15 protein-coding genes are annotated in these 20,314 nt (G+C 63.3%); 10 read left to right on the forward strand and 5 right to left on the reverse strand.

Translation table 11 applies throughout. The annotated features are described in order from the left end of the window. The first annotated feature begins 1,022 nt into the window (after window positions 1-1,022). From WDC82_RS13365 to WDC82_RS13390, 6 genes are read left to right on the forward strand one after another with little or no spacing between them, the layout of a single operon-like run. Window positions 1,023-2,993: a glycosyltransferase gene (locus tag WDC82_RS13365; protein WP_340117836.1), complete on the forward strand. Its 1,971-nt coding sequence runs from the start codon at window positions 1,023-1,025 to the stop codon at window positions 2,991-2,993. Further along, on the forward strand, window positions 2,993-4,525 hold the full coding sequence (locus tag WDC82_RS13370; protein ID WP_340117837.1) for an HlyD family efflux transporter periplasmic adaptor subunit: 1,533 nt from the start codon (window positions 2,993-2,995) through the stop codon (window positions 4,523-4,525). Before WDC82_RS13365 ends, WDC82_RS13370 begins: the two co-directional genes overlap by 1 nt. 46 nt (window positions 4,526-4,571) lie before the next feature. Then, window positions 4,572-5,927, forward strand: a complete 1,356-nt coding sequence (locus WDC82_RS13375; protein ID WP_340118146.1) for a UDP-glucose/GDP-mannose dehydrogenase family protein — start codon at window positions 4,572-4,574, stop codon at window positions 5,925-5,927. Between the two features lie 23 nt (window positions 5,928-5,950). Next, complete coding sequence (locus WDC82_RS13380; protein WP_340117838.1) at window positions 5,951-6,817, forward strand: polysaccharide lyase; 867 nt, start codon at window positions 5,951-5,953, stop codon at window positions 6,815-6,817. Beyond that, a complete protein-coding gene (locus tag WDC82_RS13385) occupies window positions 6,817-8,085 on the forward strand; it encodes an alginate lyase family protein (protein ID WP_340117839.1) in 1,269 nt (422 codons plus the stop codon). Before WDC82_RS13380 ends, WDC82_RS13385 begins: the two co-directional genes overlap by 1 nt. Then, window positions 8,082-10,889 (forward strand): hypothetical protein, encoded by a 2,808-nt coding sequence (locus tag WDC82_RS13390; RefSeq protein WP_340117840.1) that lies wholly within the window; start codon window positions 8,082-8,084, stop codon window positions 10,887-10,889. The genes WDC82_RS13385 and WDC82_RS13390 overlap by 4 nt, the downstream gene beginning before the upstream one ends. A gap of 402 nt (window positions 10,890-11,291) precedes the next feature. Here WDC82_RS13390 and WDC82_RS13395 read toward each other — a convergent pair whose 3' ends face one another. From WDC82_RS13395 to WDC82_RS13415, 5 genes are all read right to left on the reverse strand, one after another. After that, window positions 11,292-12,020: an SDR family oxidoreductase gene (locus WDC82_RS13395; protein WP_340117841.1), complete on the reverse strand. Its 729-nt coding sequence runs from the start codon at window positions 12,018-12,020 to the stop codon at window positions 11,292-11,294. Window positions 12,021-12,089: 69 nt separating this feature from the next. After that, window positions 12,090-12,545, reverse strand: a complete 456-nt coding sequence (locus WDC82_RS13400) for a carboxymuconolactone decarboxylase family protein (RefSeq protein WP_340117842.1) — start codon at window positions 12,543-12,545, stop codon at window positions 12,090-12,092. A 43-nt stretch (window positions 12,546-12,588) separates the two neighbouring features. Then, window positions 12,589-13,539 (reverse strand): MBL fold metallo-hydrolase, encoded by a 951-nt coding sequence (locus tag WDC82_RS13405; RefSeq protein ID WP_340117843.1) that lies wholly within the window; start codon window positions 13,537-13,539, stop codon window positions 12,589-12,591. Between the two features lie 41 nt (window positions 13,540-13,580). Continuing rightward, a complete protein-coding gene (locus WDC82_RS13410) occupies window positions 13,581-14,021 on the reverse strand; it encodes a hypothetical protein (RefSeq protein ID WP_340117844.1) in 441 nt (146 codons plus the stop codon). 34 nt (window positions 14,022-14,055) lie between these two features. Continuing rightward, the gene (locus WDC82_RS13415) at window positions 14,056-14,805 is read right to left on the reverse strand and encodes an SDR family oxidoreductase (protein ID WP_340117845.1); all 750 of its coding nucleotides are present in this window, start codon (window positions 14,803-14,805) and stop codon (window positions 14,056-14,058) included. A gap of 256 nt (window positions 14,806-15,061) precedes the next feature. Between WDC82_RS13415 and WDC82_RS13420 the strand changes: the two genes are divergently transcribed. From WDC82_RS13420 to WDC82_RS13435, 4 genes are all read left to right on the forward strand, one after another. Further along, the gene (locus WDC82_RS13420; RefSeq protein WP_340117846.1) at window positions 15,062-16,645 is read left to right on the forward strand and encodes a winged helix-turn-helix domain-containing protein; all 1,584 of its coding nucleotides are present in this window, start codon (window positions 15,062-15,064) and stop codon (window positions 16,643-16,645) included. A 238-nt stretch (window positions 16,646-16,883) separates the two neighbouring features. Continuing rightward, window positions 16,884-17,315 carry a cupin domain-containing protein gene (locus WDC82_RS13425; RefSeq protein ID WP_340117847.1) on the forward strand — a complete coding sequence of 144 codons (432 nt, stop codon included), beginning with the start codon at window positions 16,884-16,886 and terminating at the stop codon, window positions 17,313-17,315. 158 nt (window positions 17,316-17,473) lie between these two features. Further along, window positions 17,474-19,774 (forward strand): nitric-oxide reductase large subunit, encoded by a 2,301-nt coding sequence (locus tag WDC82_RS13430; RefSeq protein WP_340117848.1) that lies wholly within the window; start codon window positions 17,474-17,476, stop codon window positions 19,772-19,774. A gap of 67 nt (window positions 19,775-19,841) precedes the next feature. Beyond that, complete coding sequence (locus WDC82_RS13435; RefSeq protein WP_340117849.1) at window positions 19,842-20,246, forward strand: SirB2 family protein; 405 nt, start codon at window positions 19,842-19,844, stop codon at window positions 20,244-20,246. The last annotated feature ends 68 nt before the right edge of the window (window positions 20,247-20,314 follow it).

Below are 20,314 nucleotides of genomic sequence, written 5' to 3' on the forward strand. Positions count from 1 at the left end.
CCCAGCCACCTTGGATGAAGTGCGAAAGGATGGCATCGGTTTGAGCGCCACAGCCCGAGATTTCGGCTTTCAAGCCAACTCAGACGTTTCGCGCCTACGCCCTAAGGACGAAATGTCCCAACCTGACCCTAAGGCGAAGTTCACCGGTCCGTCCGGAGTCTGTTTTAGGAGCAACGCGGAGCCAACCAGGACCCTCACAATGGACGAGGAACCGGAGGGCAGCAGGCCCGGTCTTCTGTCCGCTGGTTTGGCTCTACAGATGCGAATGTGGCTGTGGTGCGGAGAATGGATGAGTGGCGCTTCTATGGTCGCTGGCGGAATGCCGGCTTGAACTTCAGCGCCAAGCGCCGCCGCTCGGGGTGCAATGGCCCTTGGCGCCTTACGGTATGGTGAGCCTGGCGATGCAGGGCCGAAGAAACGCCGCAGTTCCTCCGGACGATTCGCAAAGAGCGCCGGCACAAAGGTAGCCGGAGTCCTCTGCTGCAGTGGACGCGAGTGATCTCACCCCTTTCCCGTAAGTCCCTACAATTGTGGCGCGAAGACAGCGCAAATGCTCAATCCGATTTGACCGATCGGCGCACCGGACAACTTTTTCGCAATAGAACTGTCTGCCAACCGTCAGTTCCTCGGAACATTGCGAATGGCCCACGTGACAATTCTGTGGTGGCGCCAAGCGACCGGAACCATTCAACGAAGCTCGAGTCAGTAGGAGTAAGCGCGGTCGGGCGCCGGAGGGGGAATACGTCTCATGCGACAGGGAGCAATTCCTCCACGAAGGGAGCAAACATGTACAGCATCCACTACTTCATTCGGCCGTCGCGAGTAAGCAACGCGAGCCCGTGTGCTGACTGCTTTCAGCCGCTCTTGCGGCGCCCCAGAGGTAATCCGCCACCATCCACAAATCGCTTTGGCAGAGCCCGGCCGTCGCAGATCGCCAACCCGTCCCCCTAATCGATCATACCCTCGTCAGGTGTCGCGGTACTCGGCCAAGACGAACCAAGGATCAGAACTGATCGCCTGTGATGAGACACGCCGACAAGAAGAAGCTGTTGCAACAGAACGCCGCTTCACAGCTGGTGGGCAGGAATGAATCTGGGCGCACGTCGGTGAAGGCGGCCCTGGCGGACCGCTTCGAGCCCACCCGGGCCACTTGGCAGACCTCTCTGGTGGTTGCCCTGTTCTATGGCGGCGCACTATGCCTTCTCGTCGCCTACCTGCCCAGTGGCGTCTTTGATTCGACGTCGCATATCTTCCTACTCTCCATCGGCGTCATAGGCCTTTGGCGTTACACGTGGTGGTTCACTCACTACTTTCGCGGCCTGATCTACGGCAGAATTGTCTTCCCCAAGCTTCGGCACGCCGCCGATGCCGTCAACGAACAGGGGCACCGACCGGGGCATGTCTATGTGCTCTGCACCTCCTATCGGACAGACCCGGCGGTCACCTATGCCGTCTATGAGGGACTGCTGCGCAATGCCGCGGACTACGGCGTGCCGACGACGGTGTTCGCTGCGATCAGCGACCGTACCGACGTCGACGTGCTAAACCAACTGCTGGCCGACCATGAACAACCCGATGGCTTCGAGATCCGCTACATGTTTCAGCGCGGCGACGGCAAACGCGGCGCCATGGCTGAGGTACTGCGCGCTATCGCGCGTTGCGAGCCGGGGCCAGACGACCTTGTGGTCTTCATGGACGGCGATATCCGCTTGCCGGCGTCGACCTTCCGGCGCTCCTTGCCGTTCTTCCTGCTGGAGGACGATCTCGGCGCGCTAACCACCAACAACCGCGCCATGGTCGACGGTGGCGATGTGGCGCGAGAGTGGTACGATCTGCGCTATGCTCAGCGGCACGTCCAGATGAGCTCACTTTCGCTGTCGCGCCGGGTGCTTGTGCTGACCGGACGCTACTCGGTCATCCGCGCCGACCTTTGCACGCGTCCGGATTTCATCCAACTGGTCGAGCGTGACCAGTTGGCGCACCGCCGGTTCGGCACCATCACGTTCCTGTCGGGCGACGATAAATCGACCTGGTATTGGCTACTGAAGAACAACTGGGCGATGCGCTATCTGCCCGATGTCATGGCCTATGGCTTCGAGGAACTGCCCGACCGAAACCGCTTCTTTGTCAGTACCACGGGGCTGATGCGCCGCTGGTTCGGCAACATGTTCCGCACCAGCGGGCGCGCCATCGCGCTAGGGCCGCGCCGAATGGGCCTGTTCACCTGGTGGTGCCTGGTGGATCAGCGGCTGTCGATCTGGACGACGCTGATCGGCCCCACGGTGGCGATCTCAATGACCTTGCTGGTCCGACCATCGTTTGGCTTGGTCTACCTGTTGTGGGTTATGTCGACGCGTCTCATCGCTTCTGGCCTGCTCGGTCTCGCCTGGGGGCGTATGAACCCCTTGTGGCCAATTCTGCTCTATTACAACCAGATTGTCGGTGCGGCCCTGAAGAGCTCGGTGAACTTTCGCTTCAACCAGCAGAAGTGGACCCGCCAGGGGATCTCATCATTGGAGGCCGCCGATCCGCGTCAGGCCCTGCGTGTGCGGCGCGAGAGCGCGGCCTTGCATCTGGCCTCGCTTCTTGCCCTGGTCGCTGCCGTCAATTTCGCGACAGGTGCGCTGGCCTTTCCCGACCTTCGGGTCTGGCAATCGATAGTGCGCGCCAGCGAGGCCGCCGTGGACGACTTTTGGCTCGCGGCCGCGCTGGAGCGCCGCACGGTCGGCAGCCCGATACTGCTGCCCCCGGAACAAATCACAGCGCGCTGGCAAACCTTCGATAATGGGGAGGATATCCTCATGCGCGGCGCAGGCGCGGATCGGACACAGCTGCGCCTCGTCGGCTTGCCGGATAACGACGGGTCGGTCGCTCGCTACCCACTGCGCTGTGGCGACGGTCCGACAGCCTGTCGCATCGATGGGCGCGTGATCCTCAGCAATCTCACGTTACTGGCCGGCAGGTCCCAAGAAAGGCATCCCGGAGGGAAGTAATGCGCAAGAAACACAGAAACGAACCGATCGAGCCGCGCTTGGCTAGGCCGGGCGAAGAACCGGAGGGTGATGACGATGACCTCGACGAGGCACCGCCGGCGGAATCGGCGACGCGGGCGCCCCTGCACAGCGAGGCGCGCAATGAGCGACTGCATGTGCGCGTCGCTCTTCCATTCCTGGCTGTAGTTGACGGCCGGCGCTACACCGGCCACGACATCTCCGTCAGCGGCTTCAGCACGGTTAAGACGCCGCCGCTCGAACCGGGCGAGACGATCTCCTGCGATCTCTACATACGCTGCAACGGCTTTCGCGCTGCGATCCCGGCATCGGCACGGATGCTTGGACAGCGCGGCGACGGTCGCGGCGGCCGGTTTGAGTTGACGGAGATCGGCGATCCGGAGGCCGCGATATTGCGGCGCCTGATCCGCGCCCACCTTGCCGGAACGCACCTTACCTTGGAACAGCTCTCCGCAAAGGAGGACCCGCAAACGGTACGCGAGCGCGTGAAGAAGACGGTGCGTCCGCCCAACCCGGCACCGAGCCTGCTGCGCTTCGGTACGACGCTCGCGGCGATCGCGGTTCTGCTCGCGGTTCTAGGCGCGGCGCTCTACGAGCGGCTTTTCGTCATCGAGCCGGACTTCGCGGCGGTGACGGCGCCTGAGATCAGGATCTACGCACCGACCGATGGCGAACTGGCACCACATGACTTCGACCCTGGTGATTTGGTCAAGCGCGATGAAGTGCTGGTTACCGTGCACGACCCGGAGGCCGAAGCACAGCTCGTCCTGGCGCGCGCAACGCTGAGCTACAGCGAACGCATGCTGGAGAACATGCGCGAGAGCTTGAATGCCGGCCGCAGCGCGACGGTCGTGAGCGGCGGCAATGATGGTGAGCCGGTCCTGACCAAGCTCAGTCCCCTGGAACTGCGCGCGCGGATCAAGGAGTTGGAGTCCAGCTACGGCTTCGCCAAGGCCAAATTACGGGCGCTGGAGGCTCGTAATGCTGCCGGCGTGGTCTATACGCCCTGCGATTGCATCGTCCACACGATCCGTTCGGGGGCTGGCGGCTACTGGGTGCAGAAAGGCGCTCTGATCGCACAGGTGATCAAGAATGGCGCCAAGGACGTCAACGTCGAGGCGCTGGTGCATCTTGGTGAAATCAGTGCCATCGAGCCAAATGAGCGCGCCGAAGTTGTGATGCCGACCACGGGCGAAACCCACACTGCGCGGGTCACCTCGATCCAGTTGGAGCCGCAGAACATCGAGCGTGCCGGCTTTCCGGACTGGGCGCGGCAGGACATGAGCCATGGCAGTGTGATCCTCTCAATGGAGGACCCGCTACCGCCTAGCCTGGTCGGTCATCCGGTGGAGGTGCGCTTCATCGACACCGACTCACTGGGCGGCGAGACCTTGGCTGCTGTACTTGGAAATCTGAAAGACCTGATGAACGAGGTTATCGGGCCGCTATCCGCGTCCTTTGCCGATGCGAGCCCGGGGGCGACGACCGAGGCGCAAGTGAGGAAAAGCGAGTAGGCCCGCGGAACCCCGCGCATGGACCCCAGATACGATGGAGATGGTTATGAGGATTGCAGTTGTAGGTACTGGCTACGTTGGGCTCGTTTCAGGCGCCTGTCTTGCCGAGTTGGGATTCGAAACCTGGTGCATTGACAAGGATGGCCAAAAGATCGAGGGCCTGAAGCAGGGCATCATGCCGATCTTCGAGGCCAACCTGGAAGACGTGGTCGTCAGCAACCACGAAGGTGGGCGGCTGCACTTCACAACCTCGATGGTGGAGGCCATCCCCGAGGCCGACGTCGTCATTCTTGCCGTCGGCACGCCGGACAACCCGGACGGCAGCGTCAATCTGGAGGCGGTCTTTGCGGCCGGCCGGCTGGTTGCCGAGCATTTGCAGGGCTCGACCGTGGTGGTCACCAAGTCGACGGTGCCGGTTGGCACCTCGCGAGCGCTATACAAGGCGATGCGAGCGGTCAATCCGGACGCCGACTTCGAAACCGCTTCCAATCCGGAGTTTCTGCGCGAGGGCGAGGCGGTGAAGGACTTCATGTGCCCCGACCGCATCGTGATCGGCGTAGCATCGCCGCGCAGCGCCGCGGTGCTGCAGCGACTCTACCGCCCGCAGCAACTCGCCGGCGTTCCGCTGGAAATCGCCGATCCGGAGACGGCGGAGTTGACCAAGTACGCCTGCAACAGCTTCCTCGCGACCAAGGTGGCCTTTATCAATGATGTCGCCGATCTCTGTGAGGCGGTCGGCGCCGATGTCCGCCAGGTCGGGCGTGGTATGGGACTGGATACGCGCATCGGTCCGAAGTTTCTACAGCCTGGACCCGGCTATGGTGGATCCTGTTTCCCGAAGGACACCAAGGCCTTTGTGCGCATGGGCGAAGCCTGCGGTCGGCCCCAGCGCATCGTCGAGGCGGTGGTCGAGGCGAATGGCGCGCGCAAACGGAACCTGATTCATGCGGTGCGTCGGGCCTGTGGCGGGAGTCTCGCGGACAAACGAATCGCCGTCCTGGGGCTGGCCTTCAAACCGGATACCGACGACGTGCGCGAATCGCCCGCGCTAGATCTGGTGCCCGCGCTGGTGCAGGCGGGTGCGGAGGTCCGGGCGCACGATCCCTGCGCCATCGAGATGGCCAAGTCGGCTCTCGAAGGTACAACCCTGGCCTACTGCAGTGATGTCTGGACCTGTCTGGAGGATGCCGACGCCGTCGTGCTGCTGACCCATTGGCAGGACTACCTAACCCTTCAGTGGGGGAAAGTGGCAGCGACCATGCGGGGCAAGACGCTGGTCGATTTCCGTAACGTGCTCGATCCGGTTGCAGTCACGGGCAGCGGGCTGGAATACAATTGCATCGGCGCGGGGCCGCTGCCCGCCGCCGATCCGGCACGGCAAGCCATCGCCGCCGCCGAATGATGGGGCGGGCGCACACGATTGCCGTGGCGGCCATCGCGCTATCCGCGATCGCCATTCTCTTCTCCAGCAACGGCATAGCGGAGGAACGCAGGCCCTATGCCGAGAAGAAGGAGGTAGAGCCGCGCTCGGGATCCGAAGCCTGCTCGTCGCGGCTGCCTCTTGTTCGCTCAACCGAGCTCGATCCCGACAGACCGGCTGAGGAGGCGCTGAAGGCGTCGCTTGGAGCAGAACGTCATCTCGGCGTTGAAGAGAACGTTGAAGTTCGCGAAGAAGAGGGCGGGGTATTCCTGCGCGTGCGCTATCCCGAAGGCTCGTTCAACTTTGGTTCGGCCGACGAGGATACCCCGCTGGGCGGGGCCTCCTTCTATGCGCCCTTCTCCTCTGCGCGAGCGCTCTGCCTTCACTACAAGCTGCGCTTTCCCGACAACTTTGCTTTCGTGAAGGGCGGCAAGCTGCCGGGCCTCTATGCCGGCGAAGCCCCATCCGGCGGTGAGAAGGTAAGCGGGCGAGACGGATGGTCTGTGCGCCTGATGTGGCGCAAAGAAGGGCAGGGCGAGCTTTACGAGTACATCTACAACAAAAAGGGCAAGTATGGGCTCAGCGTCGGGCGCGGCCAGTTTACTTTTCCGACCGGGCGCTGGATCTCCGTCGACCTCGAGGTGGTACTGAACGAGCCCGGCGCGCGCAACGGCCAGACACGCTTGTGGATTGACGGCAATCCGGTCATCGAACAGGAGGATATTGTGTTCGTAACCGGCGGTGATGACGATACCGAGAGCGGCCTGATGTTCAGCACATTCTTCGGCGGCAGCAGCAAGGACTGGGCCTCACCCAAGGACCAGCACATCGACTTCGCGGACTTTCGCTTTTATGCCGGGAACGGCGAGTGATGAGTGTCTTGCGAAAGTCAGCGCGGTTGGTGGTCGTCGCAACCATCGTCTTGGCAGGACTATCCGGTCCCGCGCAGGCCTACCTTACACCCAGGGAGCGTCAGGCCCTTGATCTGCCCTATGAGGTGCGGGATCCGAATGAATCGTTCTTCGATGTCGCCAAACGCATGGCGCTGCTCAGGGAGACCGAGGACCCCATGCTGCAGCGTATTGGCGACTCGCTGCAGATGGGGCTCAGTTGTCGCAGCCTGAAAGCGAGGCCGGTGCTGGATGGGCAGGTGACGCTCCCTTCGTTCTACGACAATCCAGAGGAGTGGGACCTGACGGTGGAGCCTCTGCTTTTCTTCGAGGAGACGATGAGCGATCTCGCGGGTGCCTGGGTCGCCAGCGGGGATCGCTACTACGCCGATTGCCTGTTAGACATTCTGGAATCATGGGCGAAGAAGGACGCGCTGTATGAGTTTGACTTCGACCCCAGTCGGCCGCAGGCCTGGTACGGCATCGAATCGATGATCTTCTCAGCGGCCTTGGCGCTTTCGACCGTAACCGGTCAGGTCGAGATCGATCCACAGCGGCGTAAGCTGATCAACGACTGGTTGGTGCGCACCGCCAAGAAGCACTTCGATACGCCCGCGAGCAACCCGAGCTGCTGCAACAATCACTACTACCGAAGGGCTCTCTATATGACGGCCGTTGGCGTCGTCGCCGACAACGATGCGATGTTCCGCACCGGGCTGCGCTCAGTGCACTCGGCGCTCGACGACATCGGCGAGGACGGCGCGCTGCAGCTCGCCATGCGGCGAGGATGGCGGGCGATTCACTATCAGAACTATAGCCTGCTCTATCTGACGATGACGATGCAGATCGCTTACCGCCAAGGCTACGACCTCTTCTCACTGAGAGATCACGGCCGCGGCTTTCAGCGGGCGGTCGCCTTCCTGCTACGTAGCCTGCAGAACCCCTACGCGATCGATACCTTGCCGCCCGGCGACCAGGATATGAGCTTCACCAATGACAATCAGTACTTTGCCTGGATGGAGATCTGGCTGACACACTTCGACAATCCGCCGATGGAGCGCCTCGCAGAGGTCTACCGCCCGATGTTCAACCGCGGCGCTGGCGGATACCTGACCCTCTATTTTAAACGGCCCTCCGCGCCGCAAGGCATCGATGCGCGCCAGGTGGCCGATTTGGACAAGCTGCACATGACGGTGGCGGGAACCACTGGCCGCTATCCGCTGCTCGAAAAGTGGAGACGTTCGCAATGAGACGCATTCCCTTAGGCGGATACGGCCGCCCGCTTCGCCCTTCCCTCGTGCTGGGGTTCGTCACCGTATCCATGTTGTTGGTCGCGGGCTGCTCAACGCAGCCGGTTCGTCCAATGCCCTACGACAGGGCCAACACCGCGCTCTGGTTCTCAGGCCCTGGCAGCCGCGATCTTGGCGACTCGTACAAGGCCGCCTACGAGGAGGGTCGCGAATCGTATCAGCAGGGCGACTATACCGAGGCGGTCAACGAATACGGCAAACTTGCCAAGGATGGCGTGCCCGAGGCGGCCTATGAACTTGGCAAGGCCTATCGCTACGGCAATGGCGCGCCGCAGGACGCGAAAAAAGCGGCGGAATGGTTCATCGCCGCAGTCTCGCAGCCCAACAGCCGGCGGCCGCATGCCTCCTACCACCTCGGCAGCATGTTCGTCGATGGTGAGGGTGTTCCGCAGGACCGCGAGCTTGGCCGGCGTCTACTCGAGCAAGCCGTTGAGAACGGCTACGCCCGCGCCGGGTTACCGCTGGCCAGGTTATATGCTGAGGGACAGGGGGGCAGTCAGGACATTCCGCGTGCCGTCGAGTTGGCGCAGGCCAGCGCGGAGTCCGGCGATATCGAAAGCTATTTTTGGCTGCTGCAGGAATATCGCCCCGGAGGGCTTCTCGGAGAGAACCCGCCGCGGTCGGCGCTGCTCGCGGATCAGGTTTCCGCCCTGCTGCGCCAGCGCATCGACGAGCAGAACGACCCGCGCGCCATGCGGGATCTTGCCATCATCCATTACCAGGGCCTGGGCGTTCCCACAGACCGCGACACCGCCATGCGGTGGCTGGAGCGTGCCGCGGAACTGCAACACCCGGAGTATCTCGCACAGGTCGGCGAAGATATTGTGAAAGGCAACAACGGATTTGAGGCAGACCCGGCGGAGGGCTTTCGCATCCTGCGTATGGCAGCGAGCCGCTACTGGTCACCCGAGGCGATGGCCATGCTGGCGGAGGCCTATCGCGATGGCCTGGGCACACAGCGAGATGCGATCGAGGCCGAGAACTGGTTCCGCCGCGCAGTCGATGCGGGATCGCGCCGGGCCAAGCTGGAATATGGCCGTATGCTGGCCGACCGCCGGGACGACCCGGCCGCGGTGCAGCGCGGCGTTGCCCTGCTGGAAGGCGTCGCCGGGCCGGATACGCCCTATGCCTGGGCAACCCTGGGATCACTTCATCTCGATGACGCCTTTCCTGGGGCGGATCCGGCTAAAGGCGCCGACTACCTGCTGAAGGCTCACGACGCCGGGGTCGCCTCGGCGAGCGCGAAGCTGGGTGAGGCCTACTTGGAAGGCCGGGGCGTGGCGCGCGACCCGGAGAAAGCCATCCCCCTGCTTGAACGGGCCGCCGAGGCGGGCCAGCCGGGTGCCATGATGACGCTCGGCAAAGGCTATCTGGAGGGCAATGGATTGCCCAGACGCCCCGACCTGGCAAAGCAGTGGCTGGAAAAGGCCGACGCGAACGGCGAAAGTTCTGCGCGCTTCATGCTGGGCCGCGCGCTGCTGAGCGGCGAAATTCCGGGAGACCCGGCGAAGGGCTTGCGCATTGTAGCCTCCTTCGCACAGTCCGGCGACACGCTGGCGATGATGGATATGGGCCGCGCAATGCGCGACGGCAAAACGGTTCCGCGCGACATGGTGGCGGCACGGCGCTGGTTCGAAAATGCGATGAAGGCGGGTGATCCTGATGCCAAGCCGGCGCTGGCCTCCATGCTCTACGACGAAGCGGACGAAGGCGGGCAATTCCGCTTCGCCGAGTTGCAGAAGGCGGCCCAATTGGGACATCCGGGAGCGATGTCCCAATTGGGCCGTGCCTACCTGATGGGTGAGGGGCTGTCGGCCAACCCAATAAAGGGAAGGATCTTGCTCGAGCGGGCCGTGGAAGCCGGCAACCCGAACGCCGCTCAGACTCTCGGCGCAGCCTATCTGTACGGCGACCACGGTTTGGAGCGCGACCCGGCCGAGGCCTGGCGCCTGCTGGAAATCGCTGTCGCCAGCGGTGACCCCAGTGCCGAGCGCGACCTCGGCTATGCCCTGGTCGAGCCGGGCGACGAGGGATTCCCGCCCAACCCCGAACGCGGCCTGCGGCTGCTCACCCTCGCGGCCCGTAAGGGCGATACCTACGCCATGGAATTGCTGGGCCAGATCTACCTGGACGGTGGCGATGGTGTGAAGCCGAACCCTGAAAACGCCCAGATCTGGCTAGAGCGCGCCGCCGACAACGGCGACGTGTCCTCGATGACGGTGCTGGGCTCGGGCTATCTGGACAACACGCTGCCGGGCGGGGATTCGCAAGAGGGAATTCGATACCTGCAGCGCGCTGCTGCCGCGGGGGATGACACTGCCCGCACCGAACTCGGCAACCTCTATCTTTTCGGCACGGAGGAGATCGCCGCCGAGCCAGAGAAGGGCGAGGACATTCTGGAGGCCGCGGCCGCAAACGGCCATGCTGGCGCCATGGCCGCACTTGGCCGGGCCTACCTTGGCGGCACCTTGGGTGAGCGACGCATCGACGCCGGAGCGAGGATGCTGTTCCGCGCCGCCCGCGCCGGCCATCCCACTGCGCGCTATGTGCTGGCAGAGGCCTTTCTGCAGTCCCAAGGCCTGGAAGGGGCCAACAGGGACTATGCGGAAGCCTGGCTCGATACCGTTGTCGCCGGCGATTCGGATGTTGCCGTGGCAACCCTGACGCAGATGCTGCGCGAGGCGAAGGTGGAGACAACCAACCCAGGCATGCCGTCTGCAGAGAATGAGGCAGTCCGGCCGTAATTCAGCGTCGCGCCCGCGGGATATCCGCTCGGCATGAAAAAGCGGACGCCGCCGACGTACCTCCAAAACTTCGGCTCGTAACCCGTAGGCGAAGTCCGTCGTTGCTGTACACAAGGTCTTCTGAGAAGGGGCCCTGGGCAGCCGTTTTGTGGTCAGCCGCGTGGTACACCTCTGTGGTACAGAGCGTCTCCGCATCTGTAAGCGACTGATTTTGCAGATAAATCTGGAAGCTTTGGCTGGGGGACCTGGATTCCAAGTCGCCAAAGTTATTCAGTTAAATCAGATGCTTGCAAAGCACGTGGACAGGAATGTGCCACAATCCGGTTAAGGTGGCAAGCCGCCGAGGCCGCCCCCCTTGGGCCCTCCAGAGGGGGGCGAATGATGTGCTGTTTGCAGGCCTCCTTATGTCAGGCCAAGGCCGCCGTCGGCGGTTACGATCTGGCCGGTGATCCAGCCGGAAGCCGGATCGGCCAGGGCGAGGATCCAGCGGACGATGTCGTCGGGTTTGCCGCGGCGCTTCAACGGGATCCGTTCGCGCTCCTGGGCCTCAACGGCGGCCGCCTGTTCCCTGGAAAGACCCATCATGCCGGTCAGCGCACCCGACTCGGTCGGTCCCGCTGCGACAGCATTCACCCGGATGTGCTGGGGTGCCAGCTCCAGTGCCCAGCAGCGGGTCAGGTGTTCCAGCGCCGCCTTGCTGGCTGCGTAATGCGACAACATAGCTGCCGCCTTATGGCCGTAGGTGCTGGAGACGTTGACGATCGACCCGCCCGACGCCGCCAGATGGGGTATGGCGGCCGCGGCAAGCAGGCTCGGCCCCACCACGTTGACGGCGAAGATGCTCTGTATTCTTTCGGCGGAGGCGTCGGCAAGGGGCATGATTGCGCCCGCTCCGGCGTTGTTCACCAGCACGTCGAGACGGCCATGCAGGCTTATAGCCGTGGCAACGGTGCTCACCGCATCCTCAGGCGATGCAGCGTCCGCGACCACCCCGGAAATGCCGGGATGATCGCGGGCCGCCTGCTCCAGTGCGTCGGCCCGGCGGCCCGTGATCAGAACCTTGGCCCCAGCCTCGGCGAAGCGTAGAGCTGCCGTGCGGCCGATGCCGGAGCTGCCGCCGGTGACGATCACGACCTTGTTTCTCAATGTGTTCATCGCTTGTGATAACCCTGCTGTCGGTCTCGGATCTTGCGCGGGCACTCACGCGGCCCGGCTGCGGTCCTTCGGGTGCTGGCCGCGGAACCCGATCGCCATGCGATTCCAGGTGTTGATGGCGCCGATGGCGAAGGAGAGGGCGATGAGGTCCTCCTCGGAGAATTCCTTGCTCACTTCTTCGTAGTCCGCGTCCGGCGCATGGCCATTGGTGATCAGAGTGAGCGCCTCGGTCCACGCCAATGCCGCGCGCTCCCGCTGGGTATAGAGATTGGACTCTCGCCAGGCGTTCAGGAGGAGCAGGCGGCTGTCAGTCTCGCCCTCCTTCAAGGCCTCTTCCCGATGCATGTGCAGGCAGAAGGCGCAGCCGTTGATCAGGGATGCGCGCGTGCGCACGAGTTCCAGTAGTTTGCGGTCGAGGGTGCTGTTAAGCCAGCTCTCCAGTCCGATCATGGCCTCGAGCCCTGGGGTCTGGCGGGTCATGTAGTTTAAGCGTTTGGTCATCGTGTTCTCCTGTGGTTCGAGGGAAGGCGTGGGGATTGCAGGCTCAGTAATCCCAGAACGCCGCTACCCAGCGGAAGGCGTCACCGTTGGCGGCCACCCGGCCGACCGACGGGAAAGGCAGGTGCGTGGCTACCAGGAGTTCGCCGGTCGCTGCGGCCTCTTGCAGCAGGCGGACCCGGACGCGCACCGATTCTTCCGGGTCGTGCTCGAAGCCGTTGTGCCAGTCCGGATGGTCGAAACCGACTGGGAAGATGGCATCACCGGCGAAGGTCAGTCGCTCGTCGCCGGCGGTCACGCGGACGATGCTGTGCCCTGGCGTGTGGCCGCCGGTGCGTAGCACGGTCACGCCAGGAATCACCTCGACCTCTTCCGCGAAAGTTCGCAGCTGGCTGCCGTAAACCTCCAGGAACCGCAGCGCGACCGAGCGCAGCACCGGCGGCACCGGTGACGGCATGGTGGTGTGCGAAAAATCGGGTGACGCCCAGAAGTCGACCTCGGCGGCGGCGACATGGATCCGCAGGCCCTCCCGCAGGCGGTCCCTCATGCCTTCGACCAGTAGGCCGCCGACATGGTCCATGTGCATGTGGGTCAGCACCACGTCGGTCACTGAGGCAAGATCGATCCCGGCGGCGGCCAGCCGCTGGGGAAACTGCCCGGCCCGCGGAAAGCCGGGAAACTCGCCGCCCAGCCCGGCGTCGACCAGGATGGTCCGCTCGCCGCTGCGCAGCACCAGCACATTCAGCGGCCAGTCGAAGGCATCTTTCGGCAGGAACATCGCCTGGAACCATGCCGCCCGATCGGCTGGATCCGCATTGGTGGCCAGAGTCGACGTTGGCAACGGCAGCACCCCGTCGCTGACAACCAGCACATCGATTTCGCCGATCCGCAACGCATAGCGCGACGGAACCAGTTCCTCGGTTTCGGGTCGGCTGATATTGTCCTCCAAGGGTGCGTCTTCACTCTTCCGGGCAAGGGCATTCAGCGTCGTTGCCATGGTTATCTCCTATGATTTGCAGGGACGATTGGTGGGCGGAATCAGGCAAATGACGTCCTTTGCGTGCGCGAGCGGCGCACCGCCCAGAGCGTGAGCGCGATGCCGATGAGCGCTGGCAGCGTGACGGCGGGAAAGTCGCGTGGGATGGCCGAAGCGGCGCAGATGCCCACAGCGACCTCCCAGAAGTGGAAGAGGGCGTGCGCCGAGAGCCACAGTGTCGCGGCGGTCCAGAGGCCGATACGGCGTTCCGGCTTTATCAGGCCGGCGATGAAGGCAATCCCCAGGAACAGCTGGATGATGCCGATATCGCGCACGAAGTGCTGATTGAAGAAACCTGTGTCGGTGACGCCCGGTACCAGCTCGTACCAGGTCAGCGGTGCGACCAGCATGAAAAGACCGTTCAACGACAGGAACAGCCCGTTGAACGCGGTCATGAGCAGCACTCCGGCGAGTACGGTGCGGTTTTCGGCGAAAGGGGGCATGATATTTCTCCCGGCTTTCAGGGAAGGAACGTGCTCAGGACGCGGCGCGGTCGAGCCAGTCGGCAATGCGAATAGCGCCCAGGCGCGGCTTATCGCCGGGGGTGAGCGTGCGGTCGTTCAGTGCGGCTCCGAAATAGCGGGCATGCACGTCGGCGATCACCTCGCGCTGGTCGCCGCCGGCGTCCAGGAACTTGCGCGCAAATTTGTCGATTGGGCAGGCCTCCGGGCCGGCCACCTCGACAGTCGCGAAGAGGGGTTTACCGAGGGTGAGGTCTGCCAGAACGGCGGCAACATCGTCGGAGGCCACGGGCTGTATCAGGGCCGGCGACAGGCGGACCACATCGCCTTCGGCACCCGACTCGATAATGCTGCCGACGAACTCGAAAAACTGCGTAGAGCGCAGGATGGTATAGGGAATATCTGATCCCTTGATCAGGTCCTCCTGGACCATCTTTGCCCGGAAGTAGCCGCTCTCCAGCAGGCGATCGGTTCCGACGACGGAAAGGGCAAGGTGATGCCTCACACCGGCGGCCGCCTCGGCAGCCATCAGGTTGCGTCCCGCGGTCCGGAAAAACCGCATCACCGCTTCGTCCTCGAAAGACGGTGCGTTGGCCACGTCGACGACAACCTGGGCATCCGTCAGCGCGTCCGCCAGGCCTTCGCCGGTCACGGTGTTGACGCCGCTGTTGGGCGATGCGGCCACCACATCCTGGCCCGCAGCGCGGAGCCGCTTGACCAGCTTCGTTCCGATGAGGCCGCTGCCTCCGATGACGACGATTTTCATGGCTCTCTTCCATTTCGTAGCAGGACGAATGACCGAAGAGTGCCATCTCAGAGCATGGGAATCCTTGCAGCCGTCTTGAATTCCGTTGTGAATTTTCCTGATTAACTGTCCAAATGGGCGGCAGAAGGCGGTCGCGTCAGCTTGGAAAGGCCGGATGGAGGCCCATATTGCGCTTTATCGTTGGCTGCCCGGGGGGCGCGATGATCCCGCCCAAGGGGAGCGCGCAGGATCTTGGCTGGGCTGAGAGGAAGATGAGGTGGGCTATACCTTCGAAGAGTTTGTCCTAGACCCGGAGCGGCGGGAGCTGTCTCGCCGCGGCAAAGGGATCCCGGTGGGGCCGCAGATCTTCGACCTTCTGCATTTTCTGCTCGTCAATCGAGACCGTGTCGTCAGCAAACAGGACCTGCTGGCCGCGGTCTGGAGGGGGCGTGTCGTTTCAGAGTCCACGCTGGCGAGTCACATCAATGCAGTGCGGAAGGCCGTTGCCGACGATGGCGAGCAGCAACGGATCATTCGGACAGTTGCCCGAAGAGGGTTCCGATTTGTGGCGGAGGTGCGGGAATCACAAGTCGTTGGCGCAGACCTTAAAGCCGGCCCCGTTACCGGCCTTGCCGAAGCGGCCACCGCCGACTGGCCCGACCTTCCGGACAAGCCATCGCTTGCCGTGCTGCCGTTCTTGAACCTCAGCGGGGATGCGGAACAGGACTACTTCATCGACGGCGTGGTTGAGGATGTTATTTCTAGTCTTGCGCGCAATCAATGGCTGTTCGTGATCGCCAGAGACTCCAGCTTTACCTATCGATCCCACCCGATCGACGTCAAGCAGGTGGGGCAGGAACTAGGCGTTCGCTATGTCCTGGAAGGCAGTCTGCGCAAGGATGGCAACCGCGTGCGCATCACGGGAATGCTTATCGATGCAACGACCCGCGGCCACATATGGGCTGATCGATTTGAGTCTGTCCTGGAAGACATATTCGAGTTGCAGGACCAGATTGCCTCGGCCGTTGCCGCGGCGATCGCGCCGCAAGTAGAGCGTGCGGAAATTCGGCGTGTCGCGATAAAAACACCTGAAAATCTCGGGGCTTATGACTACTACCTGCGCGGCATGGCCCGTTTTCACCAGGGAGGGCGGCAGGCCACGGAAGAAGCACTCTCGCATTTCTATAGGGCGTTGGAACAGGATCCGGACTACGCACCGGCCTGTGCCATGGCCGCCTGGTGCTATGCATGGCGCAAGGTCAATGGCTGGACTGTCGATCGCCATCGGGAGTTCCCCGAGGGAGCCCGCTTGGCGCGGCATGCCGCCGCCTCGGGCCCGGAAGACGCGGTCGCCTTAGCCCGAAGCGGCCACGCGCTCCCGCATCTGGCAGGCGATGTAACCGGTGGGTCTGATCTGATACAGAGGTCCCAGAGGCTCAATCCAAACCTTGCGGCCGCCTGGTATGCCGGTGGGTTCTCCAAGCTGTGGCATGGCAAGCCCGAAGAGGCTATCGAGCAGTTCGCCCGGGCTATGCGGCTCAGCCCCTTCGATCCGGAGATCTGCCGGATCCAAGGCGGGGTCGCCTTGGCCCACCTGTTGGCGGGACGTGTCGATGCTGCGGCCGAGTGGGCGGAAAAGGCGGTGAGGGCCTTGCCGGATTTCGCCCTGGGACTAAGCGTTCTGGCGGCCAGCTACGCCCTAGCCGGCCGTGGGGAAGAGGCGGCGAAGGCTGCCGACGCGTTGCGGCGGGTGGTGCCGGCCCTGCGGGTCACCGAATTGCAGGATTGGACTCCGATCCGGGACCCGCAGCATATAGCGCCGTTTTCGAAGGGACTCCGTCTGGCAGGAATCCCCGAATAGGCCGGTTTTCTTCCATGAGTAGCTGAGTGACATAAGGGCCCTTTGGACGAAATTTGAAGCTTCCGGCAAACGAAAATGGGCCGGCGCACAAAGACTTTCGACCAGCCTTCTGTGATCTTCCATCTCCTAACAGCGCTTCCGGCCGACGAATTTCGGCGGGGGCCACCGCAGGGATGTGCCGGCGAGCGGTGCCGTCCTCTCAGCGATGGCAGCGGTGCCGCAATAGGAGGATTGGAAGATGGGACGGATCTCTGCAGCCATTCTAACGGCAGCTATTTTCCTGAGCTGCGCTCTACAAAGTCCTGCTTTCGGGCATGATGTTCCGGGCAAGAAATCAAAAGTGACGGTGGTGTTCGAGCAGGAACTGCCGAACGCTCCGGGCAAAAAAATGAAGGTTGTCCTGGTCGAGTACGGACCGGGCGGCTATTCGCCCGGCCATACGCACCCGGCCTCGGCCTTCATCTATGCGAGGGTTCTCGAGGGCGCGGTGAAAAGCCAGATCAACGAGGGGCCGGTCACGACTTTCCACGCCGGCGAGGCTTTCATTGAACTTCCGGGCAGCCGGCACGGTGTCAGCGCCAATGCCAGCGAGACTGAAGACGCGAAATTGTTGGCCGTCTTCGTGCTGGACAGTGACGAGCAGGGGCTGCTTACGCCATTCGGCGAATAACGAGGGCTGCCGGCCGGCGGCCCCGATCCACCGATGTGAACCGTCTTTGCTGAAGCGCAAAGACCGGACCGGCGTATCGGGTTAACTCGTGCGGGTGATCCATCAAACCCAAGGGGAAACGGCCCGGCCGGACACCGGCGGGCCGAGGCAGGCACAAAATGAACTCCACTAAGAAGCTCTGGATCGTCCTGGCGATCCTCCTGATCTCCAGCTTTTCCGTCCTGCTGTGGTCCGGCGGGCAGATCTATCAGCAGGCACCACCGATGCCGGAAAGAGTCGAGGTGGTCGGAGGTCAGACCCTCTACACACGCGCCGATATCGAGACCGGACGTCAGGTCTGGCAGTCGATCGGCGGCATGCAGCTCGGTTCGATCTGGGGGCACGGCGGCTACGTCGCGCCGGACTGGAGCGCCGACTGGCTGCACCGGGAAGCCATCGCCCTGATGGACATCTGGGCCCAGGAGAGCGGCGCGGCTGACTACGCCAGCCTCAATCCGGAGGAGCAGGCGGGACTGGAGCGGCGGCTGAAGAGCCAGCTCAGGGTCAATACCTACGATCCGCAGACCGGCGTCGTCATCATCAGCATGGAACGCGCCGCCGCGGACAAGGCGGTCTCCGCTCACTATGAAAGCCTGTTCGGCGTCGATCCCGCTACCGCGGATCTGCGCGAAGCCTACGCGATGAAGAACGACACGATCCCGGATCCGGAGCACCGCCGGCTTCTGGGAGCCTTCTTCTGGTGGACCGCCTGGGCGGCGGTTACCGAGCGCCCGCAGAGCGACATCACCTACACCAACAACTGGCCGAACGAGCCGCTAGTCGGCAACCATCCGCCGACCAACACCTATCTCTGGTCGGTCTTCAGTGTGCTGTTCCTGCTGGCCGGCATCGCGCTGCTGGGCTGGCACTACGCCGTGAATGCGGACCACCGGGACGGACACATGCCGCCGGCAGAGGATCCCTGGAACAAGGTCTGGGTGACACCCTCCATGTCGGCGACCGCCAAGTACTTCTGGCTCGTCATGGCGTTGTTCCTGGTGCAGATCCTGTTGGGCGCGATTACCGCTCATTATCAGGTCGAAGGCCAGGACGCCTACGGCTTCGCGCTTTCCGAGGTGCTGCCCTATTCGCTCAGCCGGACCTGGCACACCCAGCTCGCGGTGCTGTGGATCGCCGTCGCCTGGCTCGGCACCGGCCTCTACGTCGCGCCGGCGGTATCGGGACATGAGCCACGTTTCCAGCGGCTGGGCGTCAACTTCCTCTGGACCTGCCTGCTGGTCATCGTGGTTGGCGCGTTCTCCGGCCAATGGCTGGCGGTGATGCAGACCCTGGGGTTGGACCTGAACTTCTGGTTCGGCCACCAGGGTTGGGAATACGCCGACATCGGCCGCTTCTGGCAGTGGTTCCTGTTCATCGGGCTTATGCTCTGGCTGGTTCTCGTGGGACGCGGACTTTGGCCGGCGCTGCAGAAGGGCGCGGAGTCCCGGTCGATCGTCGGACTGGTTTTCCTGTCGACGGTGGCGATCGGCGTGTTTTTCGGCGCCTCGCTGATGTGGGGGGAGAAGACGCACCTGTCGATCGTCGAGTACTGGCGCTGGTGGCTGGTCCACCTGTGGGTCGAAGGCTTTTTCGAGGTCTTTGCCACCGCGGTCATCGCCTTCCTGTTCACGCGTCTGGGGCTGCTGGCGATCCGCACGGCAACGGTTGCGGTGCTGTTCGCCACCATCATCTTCATGGCCGGCGGTGTTCTGGGCACCATGCACCACATCTACTTCGCCGGAACGCCGACGGTGGTGCTGGCCCTGGGAGCGAGCTTCTCGGCGCTGGAGGTGGTGCCTCTCGCCTACATCGGCTTCGAAGCGCATCACATCTATAAGCTGAGCGGCGCGACGCCCTGGGTGCAGCGCTACCGCTGGCCGATCCGCTTTTTCATCGCGGTGGCCTTCTGGAATCTGGTGGGGGCCGGCCTGTTCGGTTTCCTGATCAACCCGCCGCTTTCGCTCTACTACATGCAGGGCCTCAACCTCACGCCGCTGCACGGCCATACGGCTCTCTTCGGGGTGTACGGCATACTGGGCATCGGCCTGCTGTTGTTCTGCCTGCGTGGGCTGAAGCCGCAGGCGGTGTGGAACGAGAGCCTGCTGCGGATCGGCTTCTGGGGGCTCAACATCGGCCTTAGCTTGATGGCGCTGCTGACGCTGCTGCCCCTGGGAACGATCCAGCTGTTCGCATCCATTGAGCATGGTTACGCCTATGTGCGGTCGGCCGAATTCATGCAGCAGCCCTTCGTCGATCTGCTGGTGTGGCTGCGCATGGTCGGCGATGTCATCTTCAGCATCGGCGCCCTTTCCCTAGCGGCCTTCGTGGCCAGCCTGTGGCTCGCCCCGCGTAGCGAAGGCAAGCATCCGGACCCCAACCTGGCCCGGCGTCTCGGGGATTCCCCCGCGGCGGGCCGCTAGGGCAGGGCAGGGTCAGGTGGTATCGCCTCGGCGGTCTACCTGACCCTGTCAGCCGGGAACGCATCCGGTGAACGCATTCTATCAGCAGATCCACCTGATTCATGTCGTGGCGGTGGCTACCAGCGGGACGCTGTTCCTCATCCGGGGCTTGGCGCTCAACCTCGGCGCGGCCTGGCCGCGTGCCGCACCGCTGCGTTATCTCAGCTACACCATCGACACGGTACTGCTGACCGCGGCACTGATGCTGACGACGATCATTGAGCAATACCCTTTCGTCGACGCCTGGCTGACTGTGAAGGTGGGACTGCTGATACTCTACATTTTCCTGGGCGTCATTGCCTTCCGTGAAGGGACCGCCCGGTGGTTCCGTTGGGCCGCTTTCGGCACGGCCCTGCTGACTTTCGGATTCATCGTATCCGTCGCCCGAAGTCACACACCCTGGGGCGTATTTTCGGGACTCGCCGGCGGCTGACCGCAGCCCGCCGGGCGGCGGGTCTTGGGTGCCGATCAAAAGAAGCATATAATATGCTGGAAACCAGC

This window comes from Pelagibius sp. 7325, from assembly GCF_037652055.1.
Taxonomy (GTDB): domain Bacteria; phylum Pseudomonadota; class Alphaproteobacteria; order Kiloniellales; family Kiloniellaceae; genus Pelagibius.